Source organism: Plantibacter cousiniae (nom. nud.) (assembly GCF_977070315.1).
The window spans coordinates 145,051-166,612 of record NZ_CDRVEU010000015.1; the positions used below are offsets into that span (position 1 = coordinate 145,051).

26 protein-coding genes are annotated in these 21,562 nt (G+C 59.0%); 22 read left to right on the forward strand and 4 right to left on the reverse strand.

Annotated elements, in window-relative coordinates:
* The first annotated feature begins 98 nt into the window (after nucleotides 1-98).
* The 20 genes from ACW55A_RS24820 (at nucleotide 99) to ACW55A_RS24915 (ending at nucleotide 16,786) form a co-directional block, all read left to right on the forward strand.
* Nucleotides 99-488 (forward strand): hypothetical protein, encoded by a 390-nt coding sequence (locus ACW55A_RS24820; RefSeq protein WP_003411734.1) that lies wholly within the window; start codon nucleotides 99-101, stop codon nucleotides 486-488.
* A complete protein-coding gene (locus ACW55A_RS24825) occupies nucleotides 469-807 on the forward strand; it encodes a hypothetical protein (protein WP_003372736.1) in 339 nt (112 codons plus the stop codon). The genes ACW55A_RS24820 and ACW55A_RS24825 overlap by 20 nt, the downstream gene beginning before the upstream one ends.
* Nucleotides 808-853: 46 nt before the next feature.
* On the forward strand, nucleotides 854-1,444 hold the full coding sequence (locus ACW55A_RS24830) for a phage tail terminator protein (protein ID WP_003433201.1): 591 nt from the start codon (nucleotides 854-856) through the stop codon (nucleotides 1,442-1,444).
* Entirely contained in the window at nucleotides 1,441-1,629 is a 189-nt protein-coding gene (locus ACW55A_RS24835; protein ID WP_003419716.1) for a DUF2635 domain-containing protein, read from the forward strand. The genes ACW55A_RS24830 and ACW55A_RS24835 overlap by 4 nt, the downstream gene beginning before the upstream one ends.
* An 18-nt stretch (nucleotides 1,630-1,647) precedes the next feature.
* Entirely contained in the window at nucleotides 1,648-3,144 is a 1,497-nt protein-coding gene (locus tag ACW55A_RS24840) for a phage tail sheath subtilisin-like domain-containing protein (protein ID WP_005781026.1), read from the forward strand.
* A gap of 60 nt (nucleotides 3,145-3,204) precedes the next feature.
* Nucleotides 3,205-3,552, forward strand: a complete 348-nt coding sequence (locus tag ACW55A_RS24845; RefSeq protein ID WP_003372729.1) for a phage tail tube protein — start codon at nucleotides 3,205-3,207, stop codon at nucleotides 3,550-3,552.
* Nucleotides 3,549-3,845 (forward strand): phage tail assembly protein, encoded by a 297-nt coding sequence (locus tag ACW55A_RS24850; RefSeq protein ID WP_003316280.1) that lies wholly within the window; start codon nucleotides 3,549-3,551, stop codon nucleotides 3,843-3,845. The genes ACW55A_RS24845 and ACW55A_RS24850 overlap by 4 nt, the downstream gene beginning before the upstream one ends.
* A 130-nt stretch (nucleotides 3,846-3,975) precedes the next feature.
* Nucleotides 3,976-6,120 carry a phage tail tape measure protein gene (locus ACW55A_RS24855; protein WP_455808900.1) on the forward strand — a complete coding sequence of 715 codons (2,145 nt, stop codon included), beginning with the start codon at nucleotides 3,976-3,978 and terminating at the stop codon, nucleotides 6,118-6,120.
* Entirely contained in the window at nucleotides 6,117-7,541 is a 1,425-nt protein-coding gene (locus ACW55A_RS24860) for a DNA circularization protein (RefSeq protein WP_498811721.1), read from the forward strand. The genes ACW55A_RS24855 and ACW55A_RS24860 overlap by 4 nt, the downstream gene beginning before the upstream one ends.
* A gap of 3 nt (nucleotides 7,542-7,544) precedes the next feature.
* Nucleotides 7,545-8,672, forward strand: a complete 1,128-nt coding sequence (locus tag ACW55A_RS24865) for a phage baseplate assembly protein (protein ID WP_003372722.1) — start codon at nucleotides 7,545-7,547, stop codon at nucleotides 8,670-8,672.
* Nucleotides 8,669-9,181 (forward strand): phage baseplate assembly protein V, encoded by a 513-nt coding sequence (locus ACW55A_RS24870; RefSeq protein ID WP_003372720.1) that lies wholly within the window; start codon nucleotides 8,669-8,671, stop codon nucleotides 9,179-9,181. Before ACW55A_RS24865 ends, ACW55A_RS24870 begins: the two co-directional genes overlap by 4 nt.
* Nucleotides 9,178-9,576 (forward strand): phage GP46 family protein, encoded by a 399-nt coding sequence (locus ACW55A_RS24875; RefSeq protein ID WP_003394886.1) that lies wholly within the window; start codon nucleotides 9,178-9,180, stop codon nucleotides 9,574-9,576. Before ACW55A_RS24870 ends, ACW55A_RS24875 begins: the two co-directional genes overlap by 4 nt.
* On the forward strand, nucleotides 9,566-10,606 hold the full coding sequence (locus ACW55A_RS24880) for a baseplate J/gp47 family protein (RefSeq protein WP_003372716.1): 1,041 nt from the start codon (nucleotides 9,566-9,568) through the stop codon (nucleotides 10,604-10,606). Before ACW55A_RS24875 ends, ACW55A_RS24880 begins: the two co-directional genes overlap by 11 nt.
* On the forward strand, nucleotides 10,594-11,193 hold the full coding sequence (locus tag ACW55A_RS24885) for a YmfQ family protein (protein ID WP_058402094.1): 600 nt from the start codon (nucleotides 10,594-10,596) through the stop codon (nucleotides 11,191-11,193). The genes ACW55A_RS24880 and ACW55A_RS24885 overlap by 13 nt, the downstream gene beginning before the upstream one ends.
* A 10-nt stretch (nucleotides 11,194-11,203) precedes the next feature.
* The gene (locus ACW55A_RS24890; RefSeq protein ID WP_498811722.1) at nucleotides 11,204-12,448 is read left to right on the forward strand and encodes a hypothetical protein; all 1,245 of its coding nucleotides are present in this window, start codon (nucleotides 11,204-11,206) and stop codon (nucleotides 12,446-12,448) included.
* A 12-nt stretch (nucleotides 12,449-12,460) separates the two neighbouring features.
* A complete protein-coding gene (locus ACW55A_RS24895; RefSeq protein WP_455808898.1) occupies nucleotides 12,461-12,889 on the forward strand; it encodes a tail fiber assembly protein in 429 nt (142 codons plus the stop codon).
* A gap of 334 nt (nucleotides 12,890-13,223) precedes the next feature.
* Nucleotides 13,224-13,721, forward strand: a complete 498-nt coding sequence (locus ACW55A_RS24900) for a tail fiber assembly protein (protein WP_074807403.1) — start codon at nucleotides 13,224-13,226, stop codon at nucleotides 13,719-13,721.
* A gap of 240 nt (nucleotides 13,722-13,961) precedes the next feature.
* Nucleotides 13,962-14,507, forward strand: a complete 546-nt coding sequence (locus ACW55A_RS24905; RefSeq protein ID WP_003433193.1) for a glycoside hydrolase family 19 protein — start codon at nucleotides 13,962-13,964, stop codon at nucleotides 14,505-14,507.
* Between the two features lie 11 nt (nucleotides 14,508-14,518).
* Complete coding sequence (locus ACW55A_RS24910) at nucleotides 14,519-15,016, forward strand: lysis system spanin subunit (protein ID WP_498811723.1); 498 nt, start codon at nucleotides 14,519-14,521, stop codon at nucleotides 15,014-15,016.
* Nucleotides 15,017-15,607: 591 nt separating this feature from the next.
* Entirely contained in the window at nucleotides 15,608-16,786 is a 1,179-nt protein-coding gene (locus ACW55A_RS24915) for a tyrosine-type recombinase/integrase (RefSeq protein ID WP_498811724.1), read from the forward strand.
* 360 nt (nucleotides 16,787-17,146) lie between these two features.
* On the opposite strand, the gene ACW55A_RS24920 is transcribed toward ACW55A_RS24915, so the two are convergent.
* From ACW55A_RS24920 to ACW55A_RS24935, 4 genes are read right to left on the reverse strand one after another with little or no spacing between them, the layout of a single operon-like run.
* Entirely contained in the window at nucleotides 17,147-17,347 is a 201-nt protein-coding gene (locus ACW55A_RS24920; protein ID WP_003377353.1) for a helix-turn-helix transcriptional regulator, read from the reverse strand.
* Nucleotides 17,344-18,198 carry a DNA adenine methylase gene (locus ACW55A_RS24925; RefSeq protein ID WP_498811725.1) on the reverse strand — a complete coding sequence of 285 codons (855 nt, stop codon included), beginning with the start codon at nucleotides 18,196-18,198 and terminating at the stop codon, nucleotides 17,344-17,346. The genes ACW55A_RS24920 and ACW55A_RS24925 overlap by 4 nt, the downstream gene beginning before the upstream one ends.
* Nucleotides 18,195-19,325: a hypothetical protein gene (locus ACW55A_RS24930; RefSeq protein WP_498811726.1), complete on the reverse strand. Its 1,131-nt coding sequence runs from the start codon at nucleotides 19,323-19,325 to the stop codon at nucleotides 18,195-18,197. Before ACW55A_RS24930 ends, ACW55A_RS24925 begins: the two co-directional genes overlap by 4 nt.
* Nucleotides 19,322-19,678, reverse strand: coding sequence for a hypothetical protein (locus tag ACW55A_RS24935; RefSeq protein ID WP_498811727.1), 357 nt, complete (start codon nucleotides 19,676-19,678; stop codon nucleotides 19,322-19,324). The genes ACW55A_RS24930 and ACW55A_RS24935 overlap by 4 nt, the downstream gene beginning before the upstream one ends.
* Before the next feature lie 98 nt (nucleotides 19,679-19,776).
* Here ACW55A_RS24935 and ACW55A_RS24940 point away from each other — a divergent pair, with 98 nt between their 5' ends.
* Both ACW55A_RS24940 and ACW55A_RS24945 read left to right on the forward strand, forming a co-directional pair.
* The gene (locus tag ACW55A_RS24940; RefSeq protein WP_499140655.1) at nucleotides 19,777-20,688 is read left to right on the forward strand and encodes a DUF5906 domain-containing protein; all 912 of its coding nucleotides are present in this window, start codon (nucleotides 19,777-19,779) and stop codon (nucleotides 20,686-20,688) included.
* A gap of 328 nt (nucleotides 20,689-21,016) precedes the next feature.
* Nucleotides 21,017-21,514, forward strand: a complete 498-nt coding sequence (locus ACW55A_RS24945) for a hypothetical protein (RefSeq protein ID WP_498811729.1) — start codon at nucleotides 21,017-21,019, stop codon at nucleotides 21,512-21,514.
* Nucleotides 21,515-21,562: the final 48 nt, after the last annotated feature.

A 21,562-nucleotide genomic window follows, 5' to 3' on the forward strand; every position in this document is an offset into this window, starting at 1 on the left:
CTTATTTCTAAGTCTTGAAGAGTTCAAGGCTTTTCTGTGGCTCTAGGCTGCGCACGATTTTTTCGACCGTTTCCGCAGTCTTTTATTCAGAGGTAATGATGGACCCAACCGACCTAGGCCCAGGCACAGCTACCTGGCTGGGCGGCACGGGCACAATTCTGCTTGGCGGCTTTCTATGGCTGCGCAAGTTTCTTTCCAGAGATGCAACAGACCGGGCGATGGACAACGCGGACATCGGTACGGTGCGCCGCCTCAATGAACTGCTCGACTCCGAGCGCCAGGCGCGCAAGGAAGCTGAAGCGCGGGCTGATCAGTTCGCCAAGGAGCGCAACGAGCTCGCCGCAGCGGTTGGGCGGATGGAGGGCAAGATCGAAGCCCTCACCAGCCACATCGTTCAACTCACCGACAAGGTCACCACGCAAAGCGCCGAAATAGCCCGGCTGCGATCCCAACTCGGAGGTGCAAACGATGCACAGATGCGCAATTGATTTCATCGCTCGCCATTGGTGGCGGCGCCTGGAGGTCTGGCTGATTTCCGTGCTGCTGATCGCTGGCTGCCTGATGCTCGGTTTTCAGGCCGGGCAGTGGTCGGCGAATGCCGAGCATACGCAGCAGCTGGCCGAGGTTCGCAATGCCTACGACGCAGCACTGGGCAAGCGCGACCGGCGCCTGGACAGGCTGGCCGAAACCACCACCCAGGCGGCAGACAAGGTCGAGAGTGCTGCATCAATTGCCAATCAGGCCGCTCACACGGCCAGCCGTGCTGCAGACAAGGCTGATGAGGCGTTGGGCAAGGCGAACCAGTAGGCGTTTCCCACGCCGCAATCAACCTTCAACACACGCGGAACCCCTCATGAAGATAACCCCGATAGTTGCCCACTTGCAGGCGACCTGCCCGAGCTTTGCCGGGCGAATCAGTGCCGGTATCGACTGGGCGGCGGTCGCCCTCGGTGATCAGCTCGCCCACCCGTCGGCGTACGTGATTGCCACTGGCGATCAGTCCACTGCCAACGATTTGCAGAACGTCATTCGCCAGAACATCACCGACACGATCGATGTCGTGGTGGTGCTCGATGGCGGTGACAAGCGCGGGCAGGAAGCCAGTGAGCAACTGCATGCCCTGCGCGCCGAACTGTGGCGTGCGCTGGTGGGTTGGAACCCGGATCACGATTACGACGCGATGCAGTACACCGGTGGCGCGCTGGTGCAGATCAGCGGCGACCGGGTGACGTATCGCTTCGGCTTTGCAGCGCAGTTTCAACTGGGCCGCAATACCTCCGATCAGCCTGCCGAGACCTGGCACGAAGCGTATCTGGATGGTTTGCCCGGGTTTACCGGCGCCACCATTGAGATGGACTGCGTTGACCCCGCAGATCCGAACCTGAAATCCCCCGGCCCTGATGGCCGTATCGAAGCGAAGTTCACAGCAGAGGTAACCCCATGACTCAACGCATCACTGTAGTACCGGCCGAGGGCCGCACTGTGCCGGATCCGGAGGCGGGCGATTTGCTGCCCGTCGAAGGCCGGCAGGTGACCTTCAACGCCTGGTGGCAGCGTCGTCAGAACGACGGCGACATCACCCTTAAAACCGAGCAATCCACCACCACCCATCAAGCCTTCACGGCTTAACCAAGAGGAAGCCAAACAATGGCTATCAGCTTTAACAACATTCCATCCGATGTTCGCGTTCCGCTGTTTTATGCGGAGATGGACAACTCGGCCGCCAACAGCGCGTCGGCCAGCATGCGTCGACTGATCGTTGCGCAGGTCAACGACGATGTGTCCGGCCCCGAACTGGGTTCTCTGGTGCTGGTGCCAAGCGTGGCGCTGGCGAAAAACATCGGCGGTCAGGGCTCCATGCTGGCCTCGATGTATGAAACCTGGCGCAAGGCGGACCCCACCGGCGAAGTCTGGTGCCTGCCGCTGCTCAATACCGAAGGCGCCAAGGCCGGCGCGAAAGTCACCCTCAGCGGGGCGGCGACCGAAGCCGGTCTGCTGAACCTGTATGTCGGCGGCATGCGAGTGCAGGCCACTGTCGTTAACGGCGCAACCGCTGCCCAAGCGGCCACGGCACTGTCGGTGAAGATCAATGCCACGCCTGACCTGCCGGTCACCGCGGCTGTCGAAGCGGGTGTGCTGACCCTTTCCTGCAAATGGAGCGGGGCAAGCGGCAATGACATCCAGCTGGAATTCAATCGCCAGGGCAAGACCAATGGCGAAGTCATTCCTGCCGGCCTGACGGCGGCAGTCACCGCCATGACCGGTGGCGTAGGTACGCCTGATCAGCTCAAGGCATTGGCTGCGCTGGGCGATGAGCCGTTCGAGTTCATCTGCATGCCCTGGACCGACACCGCCACGCTGGATGCCTGGAAAGCGGCAATGGACGACAGCACCGGTCGCTGGAGCTGGGCGCGTCAGTTGTACGGTCACGTTTACAGCGCCAAGCGCGGCACGGTCGGTACGCTGGTGGCCGCAGGTCAACTGCGCAACGATCAGCATATCACCCTGCAGGGTGTCGAAAACGGTGTGCCGCAACCGGTCTGGCTGCAAGCCGCTGCCCTGGCTGCGCGCACGGCGGTGTTCATTTCTGCCGACGCCAGCCGTCCGACCCAGAGCGGCACCATGCCCGGTATCGATCCGGCTCCGGCCAGTCAGCGTTTCACCCTGACCGAGCGTGAGTCGCTGCTGCGTTACGGCATCGCCACGGCGTACTACGAAGGCGGTTACGTGCGCATTCAGCGTTCGATCACCACCTACCAGAAGAACGCTTACGGCCAGGCGGACAACTCGTACCTGGACAGCGAAACCATGCACCAGTCGGCGTTCATCATCCGTCGTCTGCAAGGCATCATCACCAGCAAGTACGGCCGCCACAAGCTGGCCAACGATGGCACGCGCTTCGGTGCCGGCCAGCCGATCATCACGCCGAGCACCATCCGTGGCGAGTTGATTGCGCAATACGCACGTCTTGAAGAAGAGGGTCATGTGGAGAACGCCGAAACGTTCGCCCAGCACCTGATTGTCGAGCGTGACGGCAATGACCCAAGCCGCGTGAACGTGATGTTCCCGCCTGACTACATCAACGGCTTGCGCGTGTTCGCGCTGCTCAACCAGTTCCGCTTGCAGTACGACGAAGCGGCATAAGCCTAACCAACCCTTTCAAGCCCGCCTCGTGCGGGTTTTTTCATTCTGGAGATAAACAACATGGGTCAGAAAGTTGCGGGTACCTGCTACATCAAAGTGGATGGCACCCAATTGACCATCAGCGGCGGCGGCGAAGCGCCTCTGATGAACATCAAGCGCGAGACGGTCGTGCCTGGTTACTACAAGGAAACCGAAAAGGCTGCCTGGTTGAAATTCACCGCCGTGCATACCGCGGATCTGCCGCTCAAGCTGCTCACTACCGGTGTGGACATGACCATCACCTGTGAATTCAAGAACGGCAAGACCTACGTCCTGTCCGGCGCCTACCTGGTGGATACGCCGAGCAGCAAAGCTGACGACGGCACCATCGAGCTGCAATTCGACGGCAATCAGGGGAGCTGGCAATGAGTGAAGTCATCGACCTGGCCAGCCCGATCGAAGCGCACGGCGAAACCCTTTCGCAACTGACCTTCCGGCGCCCTACGGCGCAGGAAGCGCGGGCTATCAAGGCTCTGCCGTACAGGATCGACAAGAACGAGGAAGTTTCCCTGGATCTGGACGTGGCGGCGAAGTACATCGCCGTCTGCGCCGGCATCCCGCCCTCGTCGGTCAATCAGATGGACCTGTGCGACATCAACACGCTGAGCTGGAAGGTTGCGAGTTTTTTCATGGCAGCGGCATCAGCGACCTCGAAGGACTGATCGCCGTCGTTTACGACCTCGCGTATTTCTGGAAGACCGATCCCGAACTGATGATGTCCAGGGAGCTGGACGTCATCACCGAGTCGATCTTGCAGACGCAACGCATCAACCAGATCCTGCAGGGGGAGTGATGGCAGACACTATCAAGACGCTGATTACCGGCGTCGACCAGCTGTCTCCAACGCTGGCAACTATCCGCAACAATGTCAAAGGCCTCGAGACCAGTCTGGGGGCCATAGAACTTGGCAAGGCAGTCACGGACAACGCTTTGGCGGGGCCTTTGATTGCCGGGGTAAAGGCAGCGATCGGTTTCGAGACCAGCATGGCCGGCGTGAAACGGTCGGTCACCTTTGAAACACCGCAACAGTTCCAGCAGATGAGTTCCGACATTCTGGACCTCAGTGAACGACTGCCGGAAAGCGCCAACGGTATCGCGGCGATTGTCGCCGCGGGCGCCAAGGCCAATGTACCGCGCGAAGAACTGACCGGGTTTGCCAGCGACGCCGTGAAAATGGGCGTCGCATTCGATCAGACAGCGGCCGAGTCGGGCGACATGATGGCCTCATGGCGGTCATCGTTTCAGATGACTCAGCCGCAGGTCACGGCGTTGTCCGAGAAGATCAACGTGCTCGGCGGCAACAACCTGGAAAAAAAAATCGCCACCATGGTGACTGCAATGGGCCCGCTTGGGCCGGTTGCGGGGATGGCTTCCGGGCAACTGGCGGCAATGGGCGCCACGCTTGCCAGCGTCGATGTGCCGGCCGATGTGGCCGCCAGCGGTATGAAGCGATTCATGCAGTCGTTGACCGAAGGTGGCGCGGCGAAAGCCGGGGCGTTCGAAGCGTTGCAGCTCGACGTCAACCAGCTGACCCAAGGCATGCAGAGTGACCCGTCCGGGACCATTGAAAAGGTTCTGACGGCGGTTTCCAGTGTTGATCCCGGCAAACAGTCGGACGTCATCACGCAGCTGTTCGGTGCCGAATCGCTGGGCGCGATCACGCCGCTGCTGGCCCACCTCGATGTGCTCAGGTCCAACCTGGCCAAGGTCGGGGAGGGCGTGCAAAACAGCGGCTCCATCGAGAAGGAGTTCGCAGACAACTCCCAGACCACGGCAACTGCCATCAAAGAGATGACCAACCGTGTCGATCGTCTGGGCATCAATATCGGCAGTATGTTCCTGCCGGCGATGAACGAAGCAATGGCCGTGATCGGGCCGATGATTTCTCAGGTCGCCGCACTGGCGGCCGAACACCCTGGCGTGATCAAGGGTGTGGTGGCCGCTGCGATTGCGTTCGGTGTATTGCAAGTTGCGGTCATGACCGCGACGACCGCCATGAGCGTACTTAGCGCGGTGATGGGCCTGTCACCGCTGGGCCTGATCGTGCGCGGCCTCGCGCTGGCGGCAGGTTTTCTGATCGCCAACTGGTCGACCGTCGCACCTTATTTCCAGGCGGTCTGGGAGGCGATTCGCGGACCGGTGATGGCGCTGTGGGACGTACTCAAGGCGGTCTTCGCCTGGACGCCGCTGGGCATGATCGCAGCCAACTGGCAGCCACTGACCGAATTCTTTGCTGCGCTGTGGGACGTGATCAAGGCGCTGGCAACCCCGTTTTTCGACTTCCTGCAGACGCTGTTCGCCTGGTCGCCATTGGGTATGGTCGTGGCCAACTGGCAGCCGCTGTCCGAGTACCTGGCCGGCCTGTGGGAAACCATCAAGGCCGAAGCGCAACCGTTTACCGATGTGCTGGCAACGCTGTTCAGTTTTTCGCCGCTGGGCATGGTCATCGAGAACTGGCAGCCGATCAAAACCTGGTTCGCAGGTCTGTGGGCGGGCATCAAGCCATTCATCGAACCGATCATGAGCCGGTTTGGTGGCGACACTGATAAGACCGTCCTGCAGAGGGCGACCGAGACGGCCAATCGGTTCGCGGAAGAACAGCGGATACGCAACGCCGGGCCGGGCGGCGGGACCGGTGCGTTTCTGGCGGCCGGTGCCGTCGAGAACGTTCGCATGAATCAGCAGTTGCTCAATCAGGCCACTGGCGTGCCGTCGACCAGCCAATTGCTCGGCGTACCCACCCCGCTGGCGCCCGGCAGCCTGTTGTTGCAACAGGGCGCAGCCGGGGCCGGCCCGCGACTTGAAGGCGAGCTCAACATTCGCTTTGAAAACGCGCCGTTGGGCATGCGCGCCGTACAAGTGCAAACCAACCAGCCGGGTTTGACGATATCGCCAAACGTCGGTTATCGAACCCTCGGCGCAGGAGCCGGATCATGAGTACATGGCGTGACAGCCTGCTGCCGGCGTCTTTCCGTGGCGTTGGTTTTTTCATTGAAAAAGCCGTCGTTCCGGCAGGTCGCAAGGGGCAGTTGCATGAGTTTCCACAACGCGACGAGCCTTATTTCGAGTCGCTGGGCAAACAGTCGAAAGTGCATACGCTGACGGGGTTCATTGTCGGTCCCGACTGTTTCGAACAGCGAGACAGACTGCTACAGGCACTGGAGCAGGAAGGTGCCGGCGAGCTGGTGCATCCGTGGCTGGGTCGTGTGCAGGTCCAGGTTGGCGAGTGCGGCGTCACACACAACCTGAACGAAGGCGGACTCGTCCGACTGGACCTGAAATTCTATCCGGCCAACCCGCTCAAGTTTCCCGTGTCGACGCTCAATACGCGACGGCAGTTGCTGGGCGCGTCCGAGAGCCTGCTGGATTCGGCGCTCAGGCGCTACCGCTCGGTGATGGCCACAGTGGACGCGGTACGTATCAACATTCAGGCGCTGCGCAGCGCCCTGTCGGGCGTATTCGCGACCATTCAGCGGCAGTTCACACCGTTCATGACGATCTATTCGGATGTCACCGCGCTGGTGCATTCGCTGGTCAATGCGCCGTTGACGGTCAGCACGCTGTTTACCACGTTCTTCGCCAGTTTCGACGGTGACAGTCGTCGAGCCAGAAGAGCGAACGGCACCAGCAGTATTGGCGGGGCGAGTACCGGAACGAATGCCGGGTCAGGTTCCGGCAGCTCTACAGGGGGGGGCTCAGGCAGCGGGTCCGCGAGTGGCAGTAACGGCACCGCTGCGAGCAGCGCGGCAGCAAGGTCCGGCAGCAATGGCGGCGTGTCCTCTGTTGAAACGGTCGATTATCGCTCCGTGATTTCCGAGGCCACGCAACAGGCGGAAGCGGTGTCCGGCATCAATCTGGTCAGCCAGGGCAGCGGGCTGGATACCGGCGTGACGGCTCAGGCCGCGGCCAATCTGGTTCAGGATGCCTTGTTGGTCAAGGTGGCGAAAATCGTCGCGAGCATGCCGGTTGCGACGACGGTCACGCCGCTCACAGTGGTGCCGTCGCTGGATCAGCAAGTGACGCAAGCGTTGCAGCGCGTCGATGTGCCGGTTGCCGATGACGTCATCGAATTGCGTGACACGCTGAGTTCGGCGATCTGGGAAGCGTCATTGAAAGCCGACCCCGAACATTACCTGGCGCTCAACACATTGCTTCAGGCGTTGATCAGGCACCTCAACGCGGTGGCGGCCTCCGGTGTACGTCTGGTGGACATGAAGGTCTCCGAGCCTTTGCCCGCGCTGGTGCTGGCCTATCGCCGATTCGGTGACGCCAGCCGGGCGCAGGAAATGGTGCAGCGCAATCGGCTGGCCCACCCGGGTTTCGTACCGCCAGGCACGCTGAAGATCGCACAGGAGTGACCCATGATCGACCCTAACGTTGTCACCCTGACGGTTGACGAGCACGACTATGCCGGCTGGAAGTCGGTGGAAATCTCTGCCGGGATCGAGCGTCAGGCGCGCAGCTTTGACGTGAGCATTACCTGGCAGTGGCCGGGCACTGAAATCTCGCATCCGATCACGCCCGGCGCAGCGTGCGAAGTACGTATCGGCGGCGAGTTGATTCTGACCGGCTGGGTGTTTGCCGCACCGATCAGCTATGACGGCAAGCAAATCACGCTAAAGATTTCCGGACGCTCGAAAACCGCCGACCTCATCGACTGCTCGGCCATCAACAGGCCGAGCCAGTGGAAGGAGGTGGGGGTGTTGAAGATTGTTGAAGCGCTGGCTGCTCCTTATGGTTTGTCGGTGATCAGCGAAATACCGGAGACCTCGAAGATGGCCGATCACACCATCGAGCCTGCCGAAACCGTGTTCAAGTCCATTGACCGGCTGCTGACCCTGTTCCGGATTTTTTCCACCGATGACGAATACGGCAATGTGGTGCTGGCCAGGCCGGGTAGTCGTGGGCAGAGCGCAGACGCGCTCGAACTCGGCAAGAATGTGTTGAGCGCCGTCATCACGCGGGACTTTTCCGGGCTTTTTTCCGAGTACCGGGTCATTGGTCAACAGACCGGTAATGACCAGACGTTCGGCAAGGAGTCGTCGGAAGTCTCGGCAGAAGTCACGGATAACCGGCATGACGACCCTGCGCATAAAAAGCGTCTTCGCGTACTGGTCGTTCATGAGGATGCGCCGATCACACCGAAACTTGCCCTGAGTCGCGCCAATTGGGAGCGTGGTCAGCGGGCCGGCAAGGCGCTGCTCACCACCTACAAGGTCCAGGGCTGGCGGCAGTCCAACGGGGCGCTCTGGCGGCACAACACCATGGTCCGGGTGATTGATCCGGTCATCGGTTTCACAAGCCGCAACATGCTGATTTCAGCCGTGACCTACTCGCTGAGCGACCAAGGCACGATCACCACACTGGTGGTCGGTCCGCCTGAAGGTTTCCAGGCCGAGCCAGGTGACCCCAACAAGCGCAGCAAGGTGCAGGTCAATCAGGACGCTTACTCCTGGCTGCTGCCCATCGACGAGGAAACAACCTCATGAGCTTACTCAATCGCATGCTGGTGCGCGGCACGGTGGTGCTCGCCAGGGCCAGCAGCAAAATGCAGGCGCTGCAAATGCGCCTCACCGCCGGAGAGGTCAAGGACGACATGGAGCACTTCGAACCCTATGGCTTCACCAGCAACCCGCTGGCTGGCGCCGAGGGCATTGCCGCCTTCATTGGTGGCGACCGGTCGCACGGTCTGCTGCTGGTGGTGGCCGACCGGCGCTATCGCCTCAAGGGCCTGGAGTCGGGCGAAGTGGCGATCTATACCGACGAGGGCGACAAGATTCACCTCAAGCGCGGCAAGGTCATCGACATTGAAACCGACACCCTGAACATCAAGGCGACGGTGGCCGTGAACTTCGACACACCGCAGATCACCCAGACCGGAAAGATCGTGTCTCAGGGCGACCAGCTTGCCGCTGGCATCAGCCAGATCAGCCATCTGCACGGCAACGTGCAGGGCGGTAATGGCCAGAGCGGGCCGCCCGTTGGAGGTGCTGGATGATTATCGAAGGCTCTCTGCAGGCGTCCTTGCTGCGCTCGGTGGTCATCAGCCTGTTCACCTGGCGGCGTGCCGAAGCGGACGACCCGTTCGACGATGCCGAGCGCTATGGCTGGTGGGGCGACACCTACCCGGCACAGGCCAATGACCGCATTGGCTCCAGGCTGTGGCTGCTGCGCCGGGTCAGGCTGACTGCCCAGACCCAGCGCGACGCCGAGTTCTATGCCCGCGAAGCGCTCGACTGGCTGATCGAAGATGGCCAGGTCAAGCACATCAACATCCTTACCGAACAGGTTCAGAGCAACCGCCTGAACCTGGGCGTCGAGCTGGTCGTCTCGGACGGTCAGCTCGTGCGTTTCAACCCTTCTGAACAGTGGCAGGTGATTTATGCCGTTTGAAACACCTACGTTACCGGCGCTGATCAACCGAACCCAGGTCGACCTCGCCGACGAAGCGCTGCGTCAGTCCGATGCGCGGGTATTGTCCCGTGCGCACAGCGGCGCGGCCTACGGTCTGTACGGCTATCAGGACTGGATCGCCGACCAGATTCTGCCGGACACCGCTGACGAGGAAACCCTCGAGCGGCAGGCCATCCTGCGCCTGAGGCAACCGCGCAAGGTGGCACAGGCCGCTACCGGCACGGTGCGCTTTACCGCTGCAGCCGGCGCGGTGCTGGATGCGGACACTGTGCTGCAGTTCAGTGATGGACGCTTCTACCGCGTCACTAAAGGCGTCACCACGGTTGCGGGCAATAACACCACCACGGTCGAAGCGGTGGATGCCGGTGTTCTGGGTAATGCGGATGCCGGTCTGGTGATGACTGCCGTGCAACCGGTCGAAGGCATCGACAGCACCTTCACCGTCATTGCCGACGGACTTTCCGGCGGCATCTCGCAGGAAAGTATCGAGTCGTTGCGTGCGCGTGTCGTGCGCTCCTACCGGGTCATCCCGCATGGCGGCAATCAGGATGATTACGTGACCTGGGCGCTGGAAGTGCCGGGCGTGACACGCGCCTGGTGTGTGCGCCGGTTCATGGGGCCGGGGACGGTGGCGGTGTTCTTCATGCGTGACGACCAGGCCGATCCCATTCCTGACGCCGAGCAGCTGGCTGCGGTCGCTGCGTATATCGAGCCGCTGCGTCCGGTCACCGCAGACGTGTATGTGCTGGCGCCGGTGCAGAAACCGGTGGTCTACACCATCCGGCTCACACCGGATACCTCCGCCGTGCGGGCGGCGGTCGAAGCGCAACTGCTGGACCTGCACAACCGTGAGGGCGGACTGGGCGAAACCCTGTTGCTCACGCACATCGCCGAGGCCATCAGCCGCGCGACAGGCGAAACCGATCATGTGCTGGTTTCACCCGTGGCCAACGTTACTGCCGCGGCCAACCAGTTGCTCACGTTCGGGGGTATTCAATGGTCGTCATAAGAACTGCCGAACATTACGCCGGACAACTGCAGGCGCTGTTGCCACCCGGTCCCGCGTGGGATCCGGAGCGGGTGCCGGAATTGCAGCAGGTCATTACCGGCCTGTCCCGCGAGTTCGCACGCATCGATGGCCGCGCGTTCGACCTGCTCAACGAGATGGACCCCGCCACCGTCAGCGAACTGGTCCCGGACTGGGAGCGGGTGATGAACCTGCCTGATCCGTGCCTGGGGCTCAAACCCTTGTTCGCAGACCGGCGTCTGTCGGTGCGTCAGCGGCTTGTGGCGACAGGAGGGCAGAACGCGGCGTTCTACATCGACATTGCCATCAGCCAAGGCTACCCCGATGCCACCGTGACCGAGCACCGAGCGCCCCGTATGGGGCGTTCGCGTTTTGGCCAGGCGCACTTCGGCACCTGGAACGCGCAATTCATGTGGACCCTGAACACCGGTGGGCGCCAGCGCCTGGGGCGGCGCTTCGGGGCCAGCTACTGGGGAGAGCGGTTCGGGGTCAACCCCGGCACCGCCATCGAGTGCTTGATCCGTCGAGCTGCACCGGCGCACAGCGTCGAATTCGTTAATTTCAACTGAGGAACACAATGTGGATTATCCCAAGAGTGTGCCAAGCGTAGGCTTGGTCAGCGGCAAGTTTGTAGATGAAAACCCGGCAACCGGCACCCCTGGTTCGCTGATCCCGGCGCAGTGGGGCAACTCGGTGACGCAGGAGATCTTGAACGTGATCCTGGGGGCTGGTCTCGTACCTAACGAGGAGGATGTCACCCAGTTACATCGAGCCATTCTTGGCCTGGCAGCATCCGATTACAAAAAATCGGTGCGTTGCGCCACGACAGTTTCCATTGGGCTGAGCGGTTTGCAGACCATTGATGACGTCACACTGGCGGCCGGTGATCGGGTGCTGGTCAAGAATCAGGACACTGCGTCGCAGAACTGGATTTATGTGGCCGCGGCAGGCGCCTGGGCTCGTGCGCAGGATGCGAACGAAAGCACCGAATGCACGCCGGGTCATCTGGTGCCGGTGCAGGCCGGCACGAAAAACGCCGGGACAGTGTGGCAGTTAGTGAACACCACCGCTCCTGTTCTCGGCACCACGGGTTTGGTGTTCGAACGTGCATTGGGGCGCAGCGGTGTGGCGGCCGGTAGTTACAGTCGGGTGAAGGTCAATCAGTTCGGGCAGGTGGAAGATGGGAGTAACCCAGGGTTTGAATGGTCAAATTTCAACTCTATAGCCTCCAGTACTGTACTTGGAGTCGACAGTATCGGAGGGGTAATCAGCGCTGCGTCCTCAACTGCGGTCACTGTAACGATGCCTGCGGCAGCGAAGGTGCCTGCCGGTGGAACTGTCATGGTTGTGAGTGCCGGAGCCGGTGCTGTTACGTTGATGGCCTCCGGGACTGACAGCCTTACGAATCAGACGGGTGTGACTGTCCCAATCGTACTGGGCATTGGCGATTCGGCGCTCTTATCTCGGGTTTCCGGTGAGTGGCGTCTGCTAGGAGGCAGCATTGCCTCCAAGTATTGCGCTGCGTTTGCGGGCGTCATAGGTCCTTCTGGACGTCAAAGACTGCCGAACGGAACGCTTATGCAGTGGATCACCGTTTCCATACCGCTAGGGCAGGGGACCGTGGTGCCTTTCAACTGGCCTATCTCATTCGATAATGCGGCCGTCTCCATTGCCTTTGCTCCCGATTTTACAGTCGCCGAATACGGTTACATGACATTGTCTATTATCGACAGAAACAAACAAGGCGCAAAGCTTGCCAACGTTGGACAGTCTTTGAAGATCGGTTCAGTTGCAGGCACTACAATTATTGGCATCGGCTACTGAGGATCTGGGCACATGATTTTTTATTCAGCTACAACAAATGGCTTTTACGATTCGTCAGAAAACACTTATATACCTGAGGAAGCGCTGGAAATATCGAGTGAGCGACATGCCGCTTTGCTCAATGGGCCTGCATCCGGATTGCGGATAATTGCCGATGATAATGGGCTTCCAATCCTTGCCGATCCGCTACCGCTGCCTGAAAAAGCGCTATTTGCTAATGAGCGCTTTTGGCGAGATGAACAACTGGCAGCCACGGACCGGCTAGTCAGTCGCCATCGCGATGAACTGGAAGGTGGGGCGATATCAACCTTGACATCAACGCACTATATCGAGCTTCAGTCTTACCGCCATAGTCTTCGTGAATGGCCGGAGTCAGGAGCGTTTCCTTTGATGGAGCATCGCCCTCAGTCGCCTGATTGGCTTTCAAAAGAACTTGCGTAAGCGCCCCGCAATGATGGGGCGTTTTTTACCCGCAATACGAGTGCTCTTGAATCACAGGAGCTTCGTCGACAGTGGGCACGGACGAGATTCATAAGCACGGCAGGAGTAACCATTCCTATCAATCAGCAACAACTGCTACAAATCCTCCCCAACGCCGGCCCTAAAGCCGGCGTTTTTGTTCCTGCCATCGCAGGCATTGCATTCGTTCATGCCGTACTTCAAACGCTGACTAGCGTTCCCTTCCACTCAAACAAAACAGGAGGTCCGCTGACGCCCGCAAGCATCAATCATTCATAAACCCATACTTTCTCACTAGAAAATCAAAGGTATTCCTATGTACACAGTAATAAGCGCTCGTGATCCACGTTGGTCCGATATGACACACACATACATTAATCTGTGGGTGTTGTTTGCAGAGTTTAAAGACACTTACGGCGAGGTGCCTTTTGGTGCGTCCCCCAACGACTCCGCTGCTCATGGAGTCGATCTGTTTAACCGTGCCCTCGCCGGTGAGTTCGGCCCGGTTCTCGAGCCGACCGAGGAGGCGGTCTTGCAGCAGGTGACGAGTCAGCGGAATAACTTGTCAAGTAACGCTACCTATCGAATCCACTCGTTGCTGGACGAACTGGATATTCTTCAGGACGCCATAGCAATGAATCTGGCGACCGAAGAGCAATTGAAATCCGTGCCAGCAATCAACGCTGAGCTGTACGCGTTCCGTCTTTATCGCGTGCGGCTTTCCCTGATTGATACATTGCCAGGTTATCCAAGGAAGTTCGACTGGCCAGTGGCGCCTGCGCAGCCTTTTGTGTATGTGCCACCTTCTGAGTAGTTGGCCATATGGCAGGGCGTGCGCGAAGACGAATGCACCCGAGCCGGCTCTGAAGCTGGCGTTACTGTTTATGCTTTCGATATCGCCGCGACCTGCTGACATGACTGCTGCTAACGACTCAGGTAACGACGCCTCGCAATGATGGGGCGTTTGTTACCCCTAATGCGCGTCGCTTTTGAGTCACGAGAGCTTCGTCGATTGGGGACACTGACGAGCGTCATAAGCAAGGCAGGAGTAACCATGCCTATCAACCAGCAACAACTACTGCAAATCCTCCCCAACGCCGGCCCTAAAGCCGGCGTTTTCGTTCCTGCTCTCAATACCGCCATGGCCCGTTACGCCATCGACACTCGGCTGCGTATCGCCGCGTTCATCGCTCAGATCGGGCATGAATCCGGGCAGCTTCGTTATGTGCGCGAGCTGGGTAGCGACAGCTATCTGGCCAAGTACGACACGGGCCAGTTGGCGTTGCGTCTGGGCAATACGCCAGAGGCAGATGGCGACGGTCAGTTATATCGGGGCCGTGGGCTGATTCAGGTGACGGGGCGGACCAACTACGAGGCGTGCGGGGAGGCGCTCGGACTGGACTTGCTTGCCCAGCCGCAACTGCTCGAACAACCCGACCACGCCGCCATGTCGGCGGCATGGTTCTGGGACCGGGCCAACCTCAACGCGCTGGCAGACAAGGGTGATTTTCTGATGATCACCCGCCGCATCAACGGCGGTACCAACGGCCTGGCGGATCGGCAGGCGCTTTACCAGCGGGCATTGGAGGTGCTGCCGTGAAAGTGCTGGATATGCGATTCCTCATCCTCGCATTCGTGCTGGGGTCAGGGCTGGGTACATGGGCCGCCTGGAAATGGCAGGCGGCCCGCTATGGCCTGCAACTGTCCGCGCAACAGCTGACATGGCAGCACGAGCGCGAGCAGGCGGCGCTGGCGCTCGTCGACTGGCAGAACGCCGAGCAGGCACAACGACGGGCGCTGGAAGTCCGTTTGCACACCAACGATACAACCATCCACAAGGAGTTGAGCGATGCACAGACTGCTCAGGCTCGTTTGCGTGATCGCCTGGCTACCGCTGATTTGCGGTTGTCAGTCCTCCTCGCCAACAGCCCCGCCAACCGTGATGGCATGCCAGCCGGCACCGATACCGGCGGCGTGGTTCATGGAAGCTCGCGAGGCGAACTTGACCCAGCGGCTGCTGGACGAATTGTCGCCATCACCGACTACGGCGATCAGGGATTGATCGCTTTGAAGGCCTGCCAAGCCTACGTGCGCGAGATTGCGCACTGATGTTCCTCTCGGCTCCCCACCCTCGGCCATCGTGCCCCTGCCTCAATCCCGCCTCCGCGAGGAGGCGCGGCCCTCTTTTCAGCCTTTAACCGCTTTTCAATCGGCGCAGCCCGGTACATTCATATTGCACCGGCCGATTCGGTACGCTAATGTCCTGAAACGTACCGATGAGACCCCTTCCGTGACGACAGTCAGCAAGCTTTTGATGCGCGTTATCAAGGCTCACGCCCGTTGGCGTTGGCGCGCCTGACTATTTCCTTGCCGGCCCTGCCGGTCCCGTACCTGTATGCCTTCGATTTTGTGATGTTTTTCTCCGTCCCCCGGCCTTATGGCTGACGAGGGGATGCATGAGTGAAGCAGAATCCGGAAGGCCTGAATCAAGTCAGTAAATCAAAAGGTTGATAGCAAAATGCTGCTGATGATCGATAACTATGATGTTCGTTCGCTATTGTCCGGCGTCGTCCGTTTTTTCGCTGATTCTGCCGATTTTTCTAGCTGATTCATCCGCCATTGTCCGTGGTAGTGCGGAGACATCCAGATAAAATGCGGGTATGGTTGCGGGTATAAAATATCGGATACCCGCATACCCTCATGGCCCTTACCGACCTCAAGATCCGCCAGGCGAAGCCGGGCAAAACCTCCTCCAAACTGACCGACAGTGGCGGCCTGTATCTTGAGGTCACTGCGGGTGGTTCAAAGCTCTGGCGCTACAGGTTTCGTCTCGCAGGTAAAGAAAACACTTACGCGATTGGCTCCTACCCCGATGTGTCGCTTTCGGATGCGCGCACCGAGCGTGATGTAGCGAGGGACCTGGTCAAATCGGGACGAAATCCTGCGCACGTGCGGCAAACCGAGAAGGCGCAGCAACTGACCGAAAATCGCAACACGTTCAAGATCGTGGCGCAGGAGTGGATTGAGAAACGGCTGGCCCAGCGCACTCAAAAGTATCGAGATCAGATCGAGCGGGCATTCCTGAACGATGTCTACCCGAGAATAGGTCGCTTACCCCTGCGTGAAATTACAGCTGCCCAGATATTGGAGATCATCACTGCAATGGACCGTCGTAACGCGACCACCTTGGCGCTGATGGTTAGGCAGTGGATCTCCGCCGTGTTCTGCTATGGGGTGGCGACTCTGCGTGCGGACTCTGATCCAGCGGCGGCGGTGAGAGGGGCGATTAGGCGGAGCGAGGTCAATCACAGTCGCCCAATGAGTCTGGTAGAGCTGAGGGAGTACTTCAAGGCAGTCAAAAACTACGGTGGTCATAGGCGAACCGTAATTGCGCTCTACCTTTTGCCGATCTTGTTTGTTCGAACCGTCGAGCTGCGCTTGGCTGAGTGGTCCGAATTTGATTTGGATGCTGCACTGTGGACGATACCGGCCCAGCGAATGAAGAAGCGCAAGATTCACTTGGTTCCGCTGCCTGAATCCGCGCTAGCTCTGCTGCGTGAGCTTCGTGAGATAACGGCGGGTAACCTTTTGTTTCCCGGAATGCGGCACCCGAGGGAACCAATCAGCGCTACCACATTAAACCGCGCGCTTGAGTATATGGATTTGAAAGGCTGGCATTGTCATGACTTTCGTGCAACTGCATCTACCCACCTTTACGAATCTGAGCTATGGTCTAGTGACGTGATTGAATTTCAGTTGGCCCATGTCGAGCAAAAGAAAAGTAAGGCAGCCTATAATCATGCATCGTACCTCCCTGCACGAAAATCGCTAATGCAGTGGTGGGATAATTATATTTTTAGTAATGAGGTTAATAGATGAGTCTCGTGAAATTGTTTGACACTGCTGCTAGCCCAGACAGAATTTTTCTAGAGGTTGTCAGTTCGGGTATTGCCGGAGTATTTGGTGGGCGACTCGCTGTACGAGATGTAGCGGGCAAGGTTGGGGATTTGGCTAGGATGAAGGGTGTTTGCGTAAGCCAAGAGGGCGGATACGTTAGTTCAGGTCTGACGCATAATCACTCTCGGACAGAGCTCGCTTACATGTTCGATGATAACAAGTTTACTCCGGAAACTGCTTTAGAAGCAGTCGAGGCTACATACGACATACTTCATCCGTGATGTTAATGTGTTAAACATGAAGGCGGGCTTTACTGGTTTTGCCTGCCTTCAGATTGCTTGATCAAGCTGCAAATCTAGCGAGCTTCTGTTGCTCAATCCAATCCTGAACTTCCTTTTGTGACCAGCGGGAAAACCTTCCAAGTTTTGTTGGTGCAGGAAAAGCGCCGTCAGCAATTAACTCGTAGATGGTCGACTTGCCGTAGCCTGCTTGCCGACATACCTCTGGGAGTTTGATTAATATATCAATATCGTGCTCAATCATGCGGTCTCTCCCAGGTTGAGGCCGGTTTGTTGAAGCGCCCGCATGCATCTTGGATTGATCCATATACACTCCTGCCGAACAGCGCCTCCTCGGCCCGCAGATATGCGGGCATTCGTGGTATTGCATGTCCAACCCTTTAGGGACTCTGTGTAGATTGCGCTCGGGTAGCCAGAGAGAACGACCATGCCCTTAAGCTGTTGCAAGGTGGCCAGAAGCTCCAGATGCTGGAGGTCGTCAAGTTCGTGTTTGTAGTACCGTCCTTTCGCCGCTCCGTTCACCCTGGTGCCATGTAGATAAGGCGGGTCGACATAGTGAAGGGTTGATTCTGCATCGTGTGCGAGTAGGACCTCGATTGCTGGTCGATTTTCGATCAGTACTCCGGTGAGGCGCTGACCAATATTGGCCACTTGGTCTGGATAGCGGGCCCAGAGTTGTTGGGCAGTACCGTACTGGCGCTTTGTGTCGATACGAAAGCCGGTTACTCCCTTCGTTGCGCCTGCTGATCCAAAACCCATCTGTGCCCGGATTATTAGTCTGCGCGCTCGCTCGACGTTATCATCGGTTGGTTCCCACGATAACTCGAACTCGGCCCGCGAGTACGGGGTTAGAACCAGACGCTCTGTCAGATCAGCTCGCGTGTCAGCTGCTTGCAGTGTGCGGAACAAGTTCACGACGTCGCCATCCAGGTCGTTGTAGACCTCTGCATAAGATCTTGGCTTCTGCATAAGCACCCCTGCAGCGCCGCCGAACGATTCGACATAGCAGGTGTGCGGTGGGAAATGCTCCACGACCCAAGGAGCCAGCCGGAATTTACCGCCGTGATACCGAATTACTGGCGATGAGACCGTCATGGCTTCACCTGCTTGAACTCGACGACCCAGACCCACGGGTTCGACTGCCATGAGCCATCGCCGTTAATCATCGTCCACAGCCCGCCGAACAGCTCAAGGGGCGAGTAATCGTTCCCGTCTGGGTCTATGTCCTGCTCGCAGCTCATGACGCCCTCGGCCAGTGCCTGCTCTGCGCTGATGTCCTGCAGTCGCTCGATGCGCACGGCGGTTATTTCCAGAAGGATGCGGCAGGCCCAGCGCGGCATGTGGATGCTGGGCCGCCACCTGAAACCGTAGTCGTTACAATTGGCGCGATAGATGCAATTCCTAGGTTTGCGCAGGTCGAGAGGTATACCGCCGATTTTCTTTCCTGCTCTCACCCAGTCTGAGTAATTGCAAGCGTTGTTACCCCACGACTCATGCCCTGCGTCGGGGGAGGGTATCCATGCCTCGCGCACCCAAAGTCGCTGGCCGGGTACGCCATAAGGGCAATTATTGCGAACATCGGCGGCTCCGATCTCGCTGCCAGCCAGATCGCAACCGGTTGCGCGGTCGATGAGCGGAAACTGAATGGCCCGGCGCGTGACCGTCTTTCGGCCCTCCAGGATTGCGCGGACCATTGCACCGTTGAACAGGATCGGGCGCTCTTTAATCGTCGCAGCATAAGCTCCGTTCTGAGCGCGGCAACCGGCATTGGTGAGGTCGAGCTTGGTGTTGTTGAAAGCCAATGTCAGTTCCATAGGATCAGCGCCCCGTTGATGCAGCATCATGGCGAAGTTCGCGATGTCCTCAAAGTTGCCAGCATTGCCCTTGGGGACGTGCCCAACCAGCAGATCGGCCAGGTGCTTGTCCTGCACGCATGACTCACTCCAGCCGTGACGGCCTTTGGCACGGGCCTTGGCAAGCTTGGTTTTCATTGCAGCAGCGAACTCATCAACAGCTTGATTATCAGGGTGCTGGTCGACCTGCGCTGGGAAGGGGCGAGCGCAAAACGAGTCCAGATCTGCGAGGTACTGAGCCACTTCCGGGGTATCGATATGCTCGACTAGCGTACGCGACTTACCCAGGAGGGCCGCACCCTCGCTTAACACCGATAGGGTTTCGGTAAGCTGCCTACGCGCTCTGTCACGCGCTCCGGTGCGGCTCATGCTGCTTCCCCCACGTCTATCGGGCTTTCAGTCGGTTTGTTGCTGTCGCGAATCTCGCCAAGGATTCGGAGCACTATGGCGTTCAGCTCCTGGAGTTGGTTTGTTGCCCGAGTGCGCCATGGCTCTGTGCCTTTGACGTGCACCCACGTTTTATGGGCCAGCCCCAGCGTGATGGCTGTGTCTGACAGAACCTGGAGATCGGCTTTGGTGAGCGAGCCGGTGCTGCGCGAGTTCAACTGCTCCTCCAGATGTCTGATGGTGAGGTTTTTGAGTTCGATAGTGTGCAGAAACCCTTTGCGGTCGCGTTCGCGGCGACGTGCAAGCGTTGCTATGTCTGCATTCAATGCATCCATCCGTGCGCTGCTGTCGGCGATACCTGCGGATTTTCCTGCCCAGTATCAGCGTCGAGCGGCTCACGATGGTTGGGTGGTTCAGGTGCATCGGGGCCAAGATGGATACCGCGGTTTTGATGCACTCCACTATGGAAGGCTCGGGCAAAAGCCTGTTGTTCGCCGACACCTTCGGCGCGCTTTACGGGCAGTACGCCGCGACAGTTGGCCAGACCCAGTTAGAGAGCAACTTCAACGCCTGGCAAAGCCGGAAGATGTGGGCCGTGTTCGAAGAGGTGGTCAGCCGCGATCAGCGTTACAACCAGGTCGGCAAGATCAAGCACCTGGTCACCGGCAAGACCGTACGCATGGAGTCGAAGTTCATCAACGGCTGGGAGGAAGCCAACCACATGAACGCGGTGTTCCTCAGCAACGAGATCCTGCCGTGGCCGATCAGCGACAGTGACCGGCGAATGTTGGTCATGTGGCCGATGGAGACTTTGCCGATCGCCCGACAGAAAGCCATCGGCCGTGAGCTGGAGAATGGCGGTGTCGCCGCGCTTTATGGCTGGCTGCTGCGTGTGGATCTGGGGGACTTCAATGAACGCACCCGCCCGCCTAGCACTGCGTCACGCGAGCGGCTGGTTGCGCTCAGCCGGGCAGGGTGGCAAACGTTTCTGTACCTTTGGCGGTATGGCGAACTGGGTCGCGGGCTCTGGGGCGTATGTCTTTCAACGGACCTCTACGCCTTGTTCCTTGAGTGGTGTCAGCGCAACAAAGAGCACGTGATGAGCCAGACGAAGTTCTCGCTGTTCATCAGCTCGGAGGTGGAGAAGACCCGGTCAATACCCTGGACTGAACGCAATGATCGGCGCTTCGGCGCTTTCTTTGTGCCCGATGATCCTGAGGCTTCCCTTCCCCCATCAATGAGAGCGCCGGACTTGGGCGTTGCCGTCGATGCCTGGCGGGCCAAGGCGCGCCTTGCGGGGTGGAACGTCGACAGCTGGGACCACGTGAAGGCGGTCGCAGCATGAGTACCTCTCAAAGTGTGTCGGGTGTGTTGGGTATGTTTTGGGTCGGTTTTGGCAACCCGACACAGATCAAACGCCCATCTTTCGCGGGGTGCAGACGTGTGTGTTGGGTGTGTTGGGTTTGGCTTCGCGTGCGCGCATGCGTGACGTTATTAATGCCGCTTAAAGCGCAGTTGTTTTTTCTCCATGCGAGGACAGACAAACCCGACAAACCCAACACACCTAACACACTATTGATTAATTCATTGTTTTTAAAAGGTTTTAAGTGTGTTGGGTCTGTGTTGGGTAGGGCGTTTTGTGTGTTGGGTTCAGATTTCGAGAGGAAAGGGCAGTGATCAAGGAAATCGAAGCGTTGATGGTGCATTGGGGCGAGCAGATGCGCGAGCGCGGCCAAGGCGGGGGCTTGGGCAGCCAGATGGGGGCCATTATCGAATGGGGCGGGGCGCCGCCGCGCGGTACGCCGGGTTCCCGGATACTTGGTGGTGCTGGCTGCGGAATTGATCACATTGCCGGTGAGGTTCAGGCAGCAGTAGCAGAGCTGGAACGGTCAGGCCGCGCACCGCTGGCCCGGTTGGCACTGGAGCGTTATTGCGCCATGGCGACGGTCCGCGATCAGATGAAAGCGGTCGGTATTGCCGAAGGCGCTGATCGGACTTACCGCAACTGGGTAGATCGCCTGCATCAGCAGGTGTTGGTGATTCTTAAAGCACGTACCCGCGCACATCGTGGGCTGCCGCCAGATCGACAATCCAGCGTTCAACTGCCGAGGTCGGTTAGGGAATCCGACTCGCTGCGCCCTCTAGGACAGCATGACCGTTCGTCCGGGTAGTTTGTCGCATTGTGGTCGCATTGGTGTTCTATCGCGGACACATTTGGC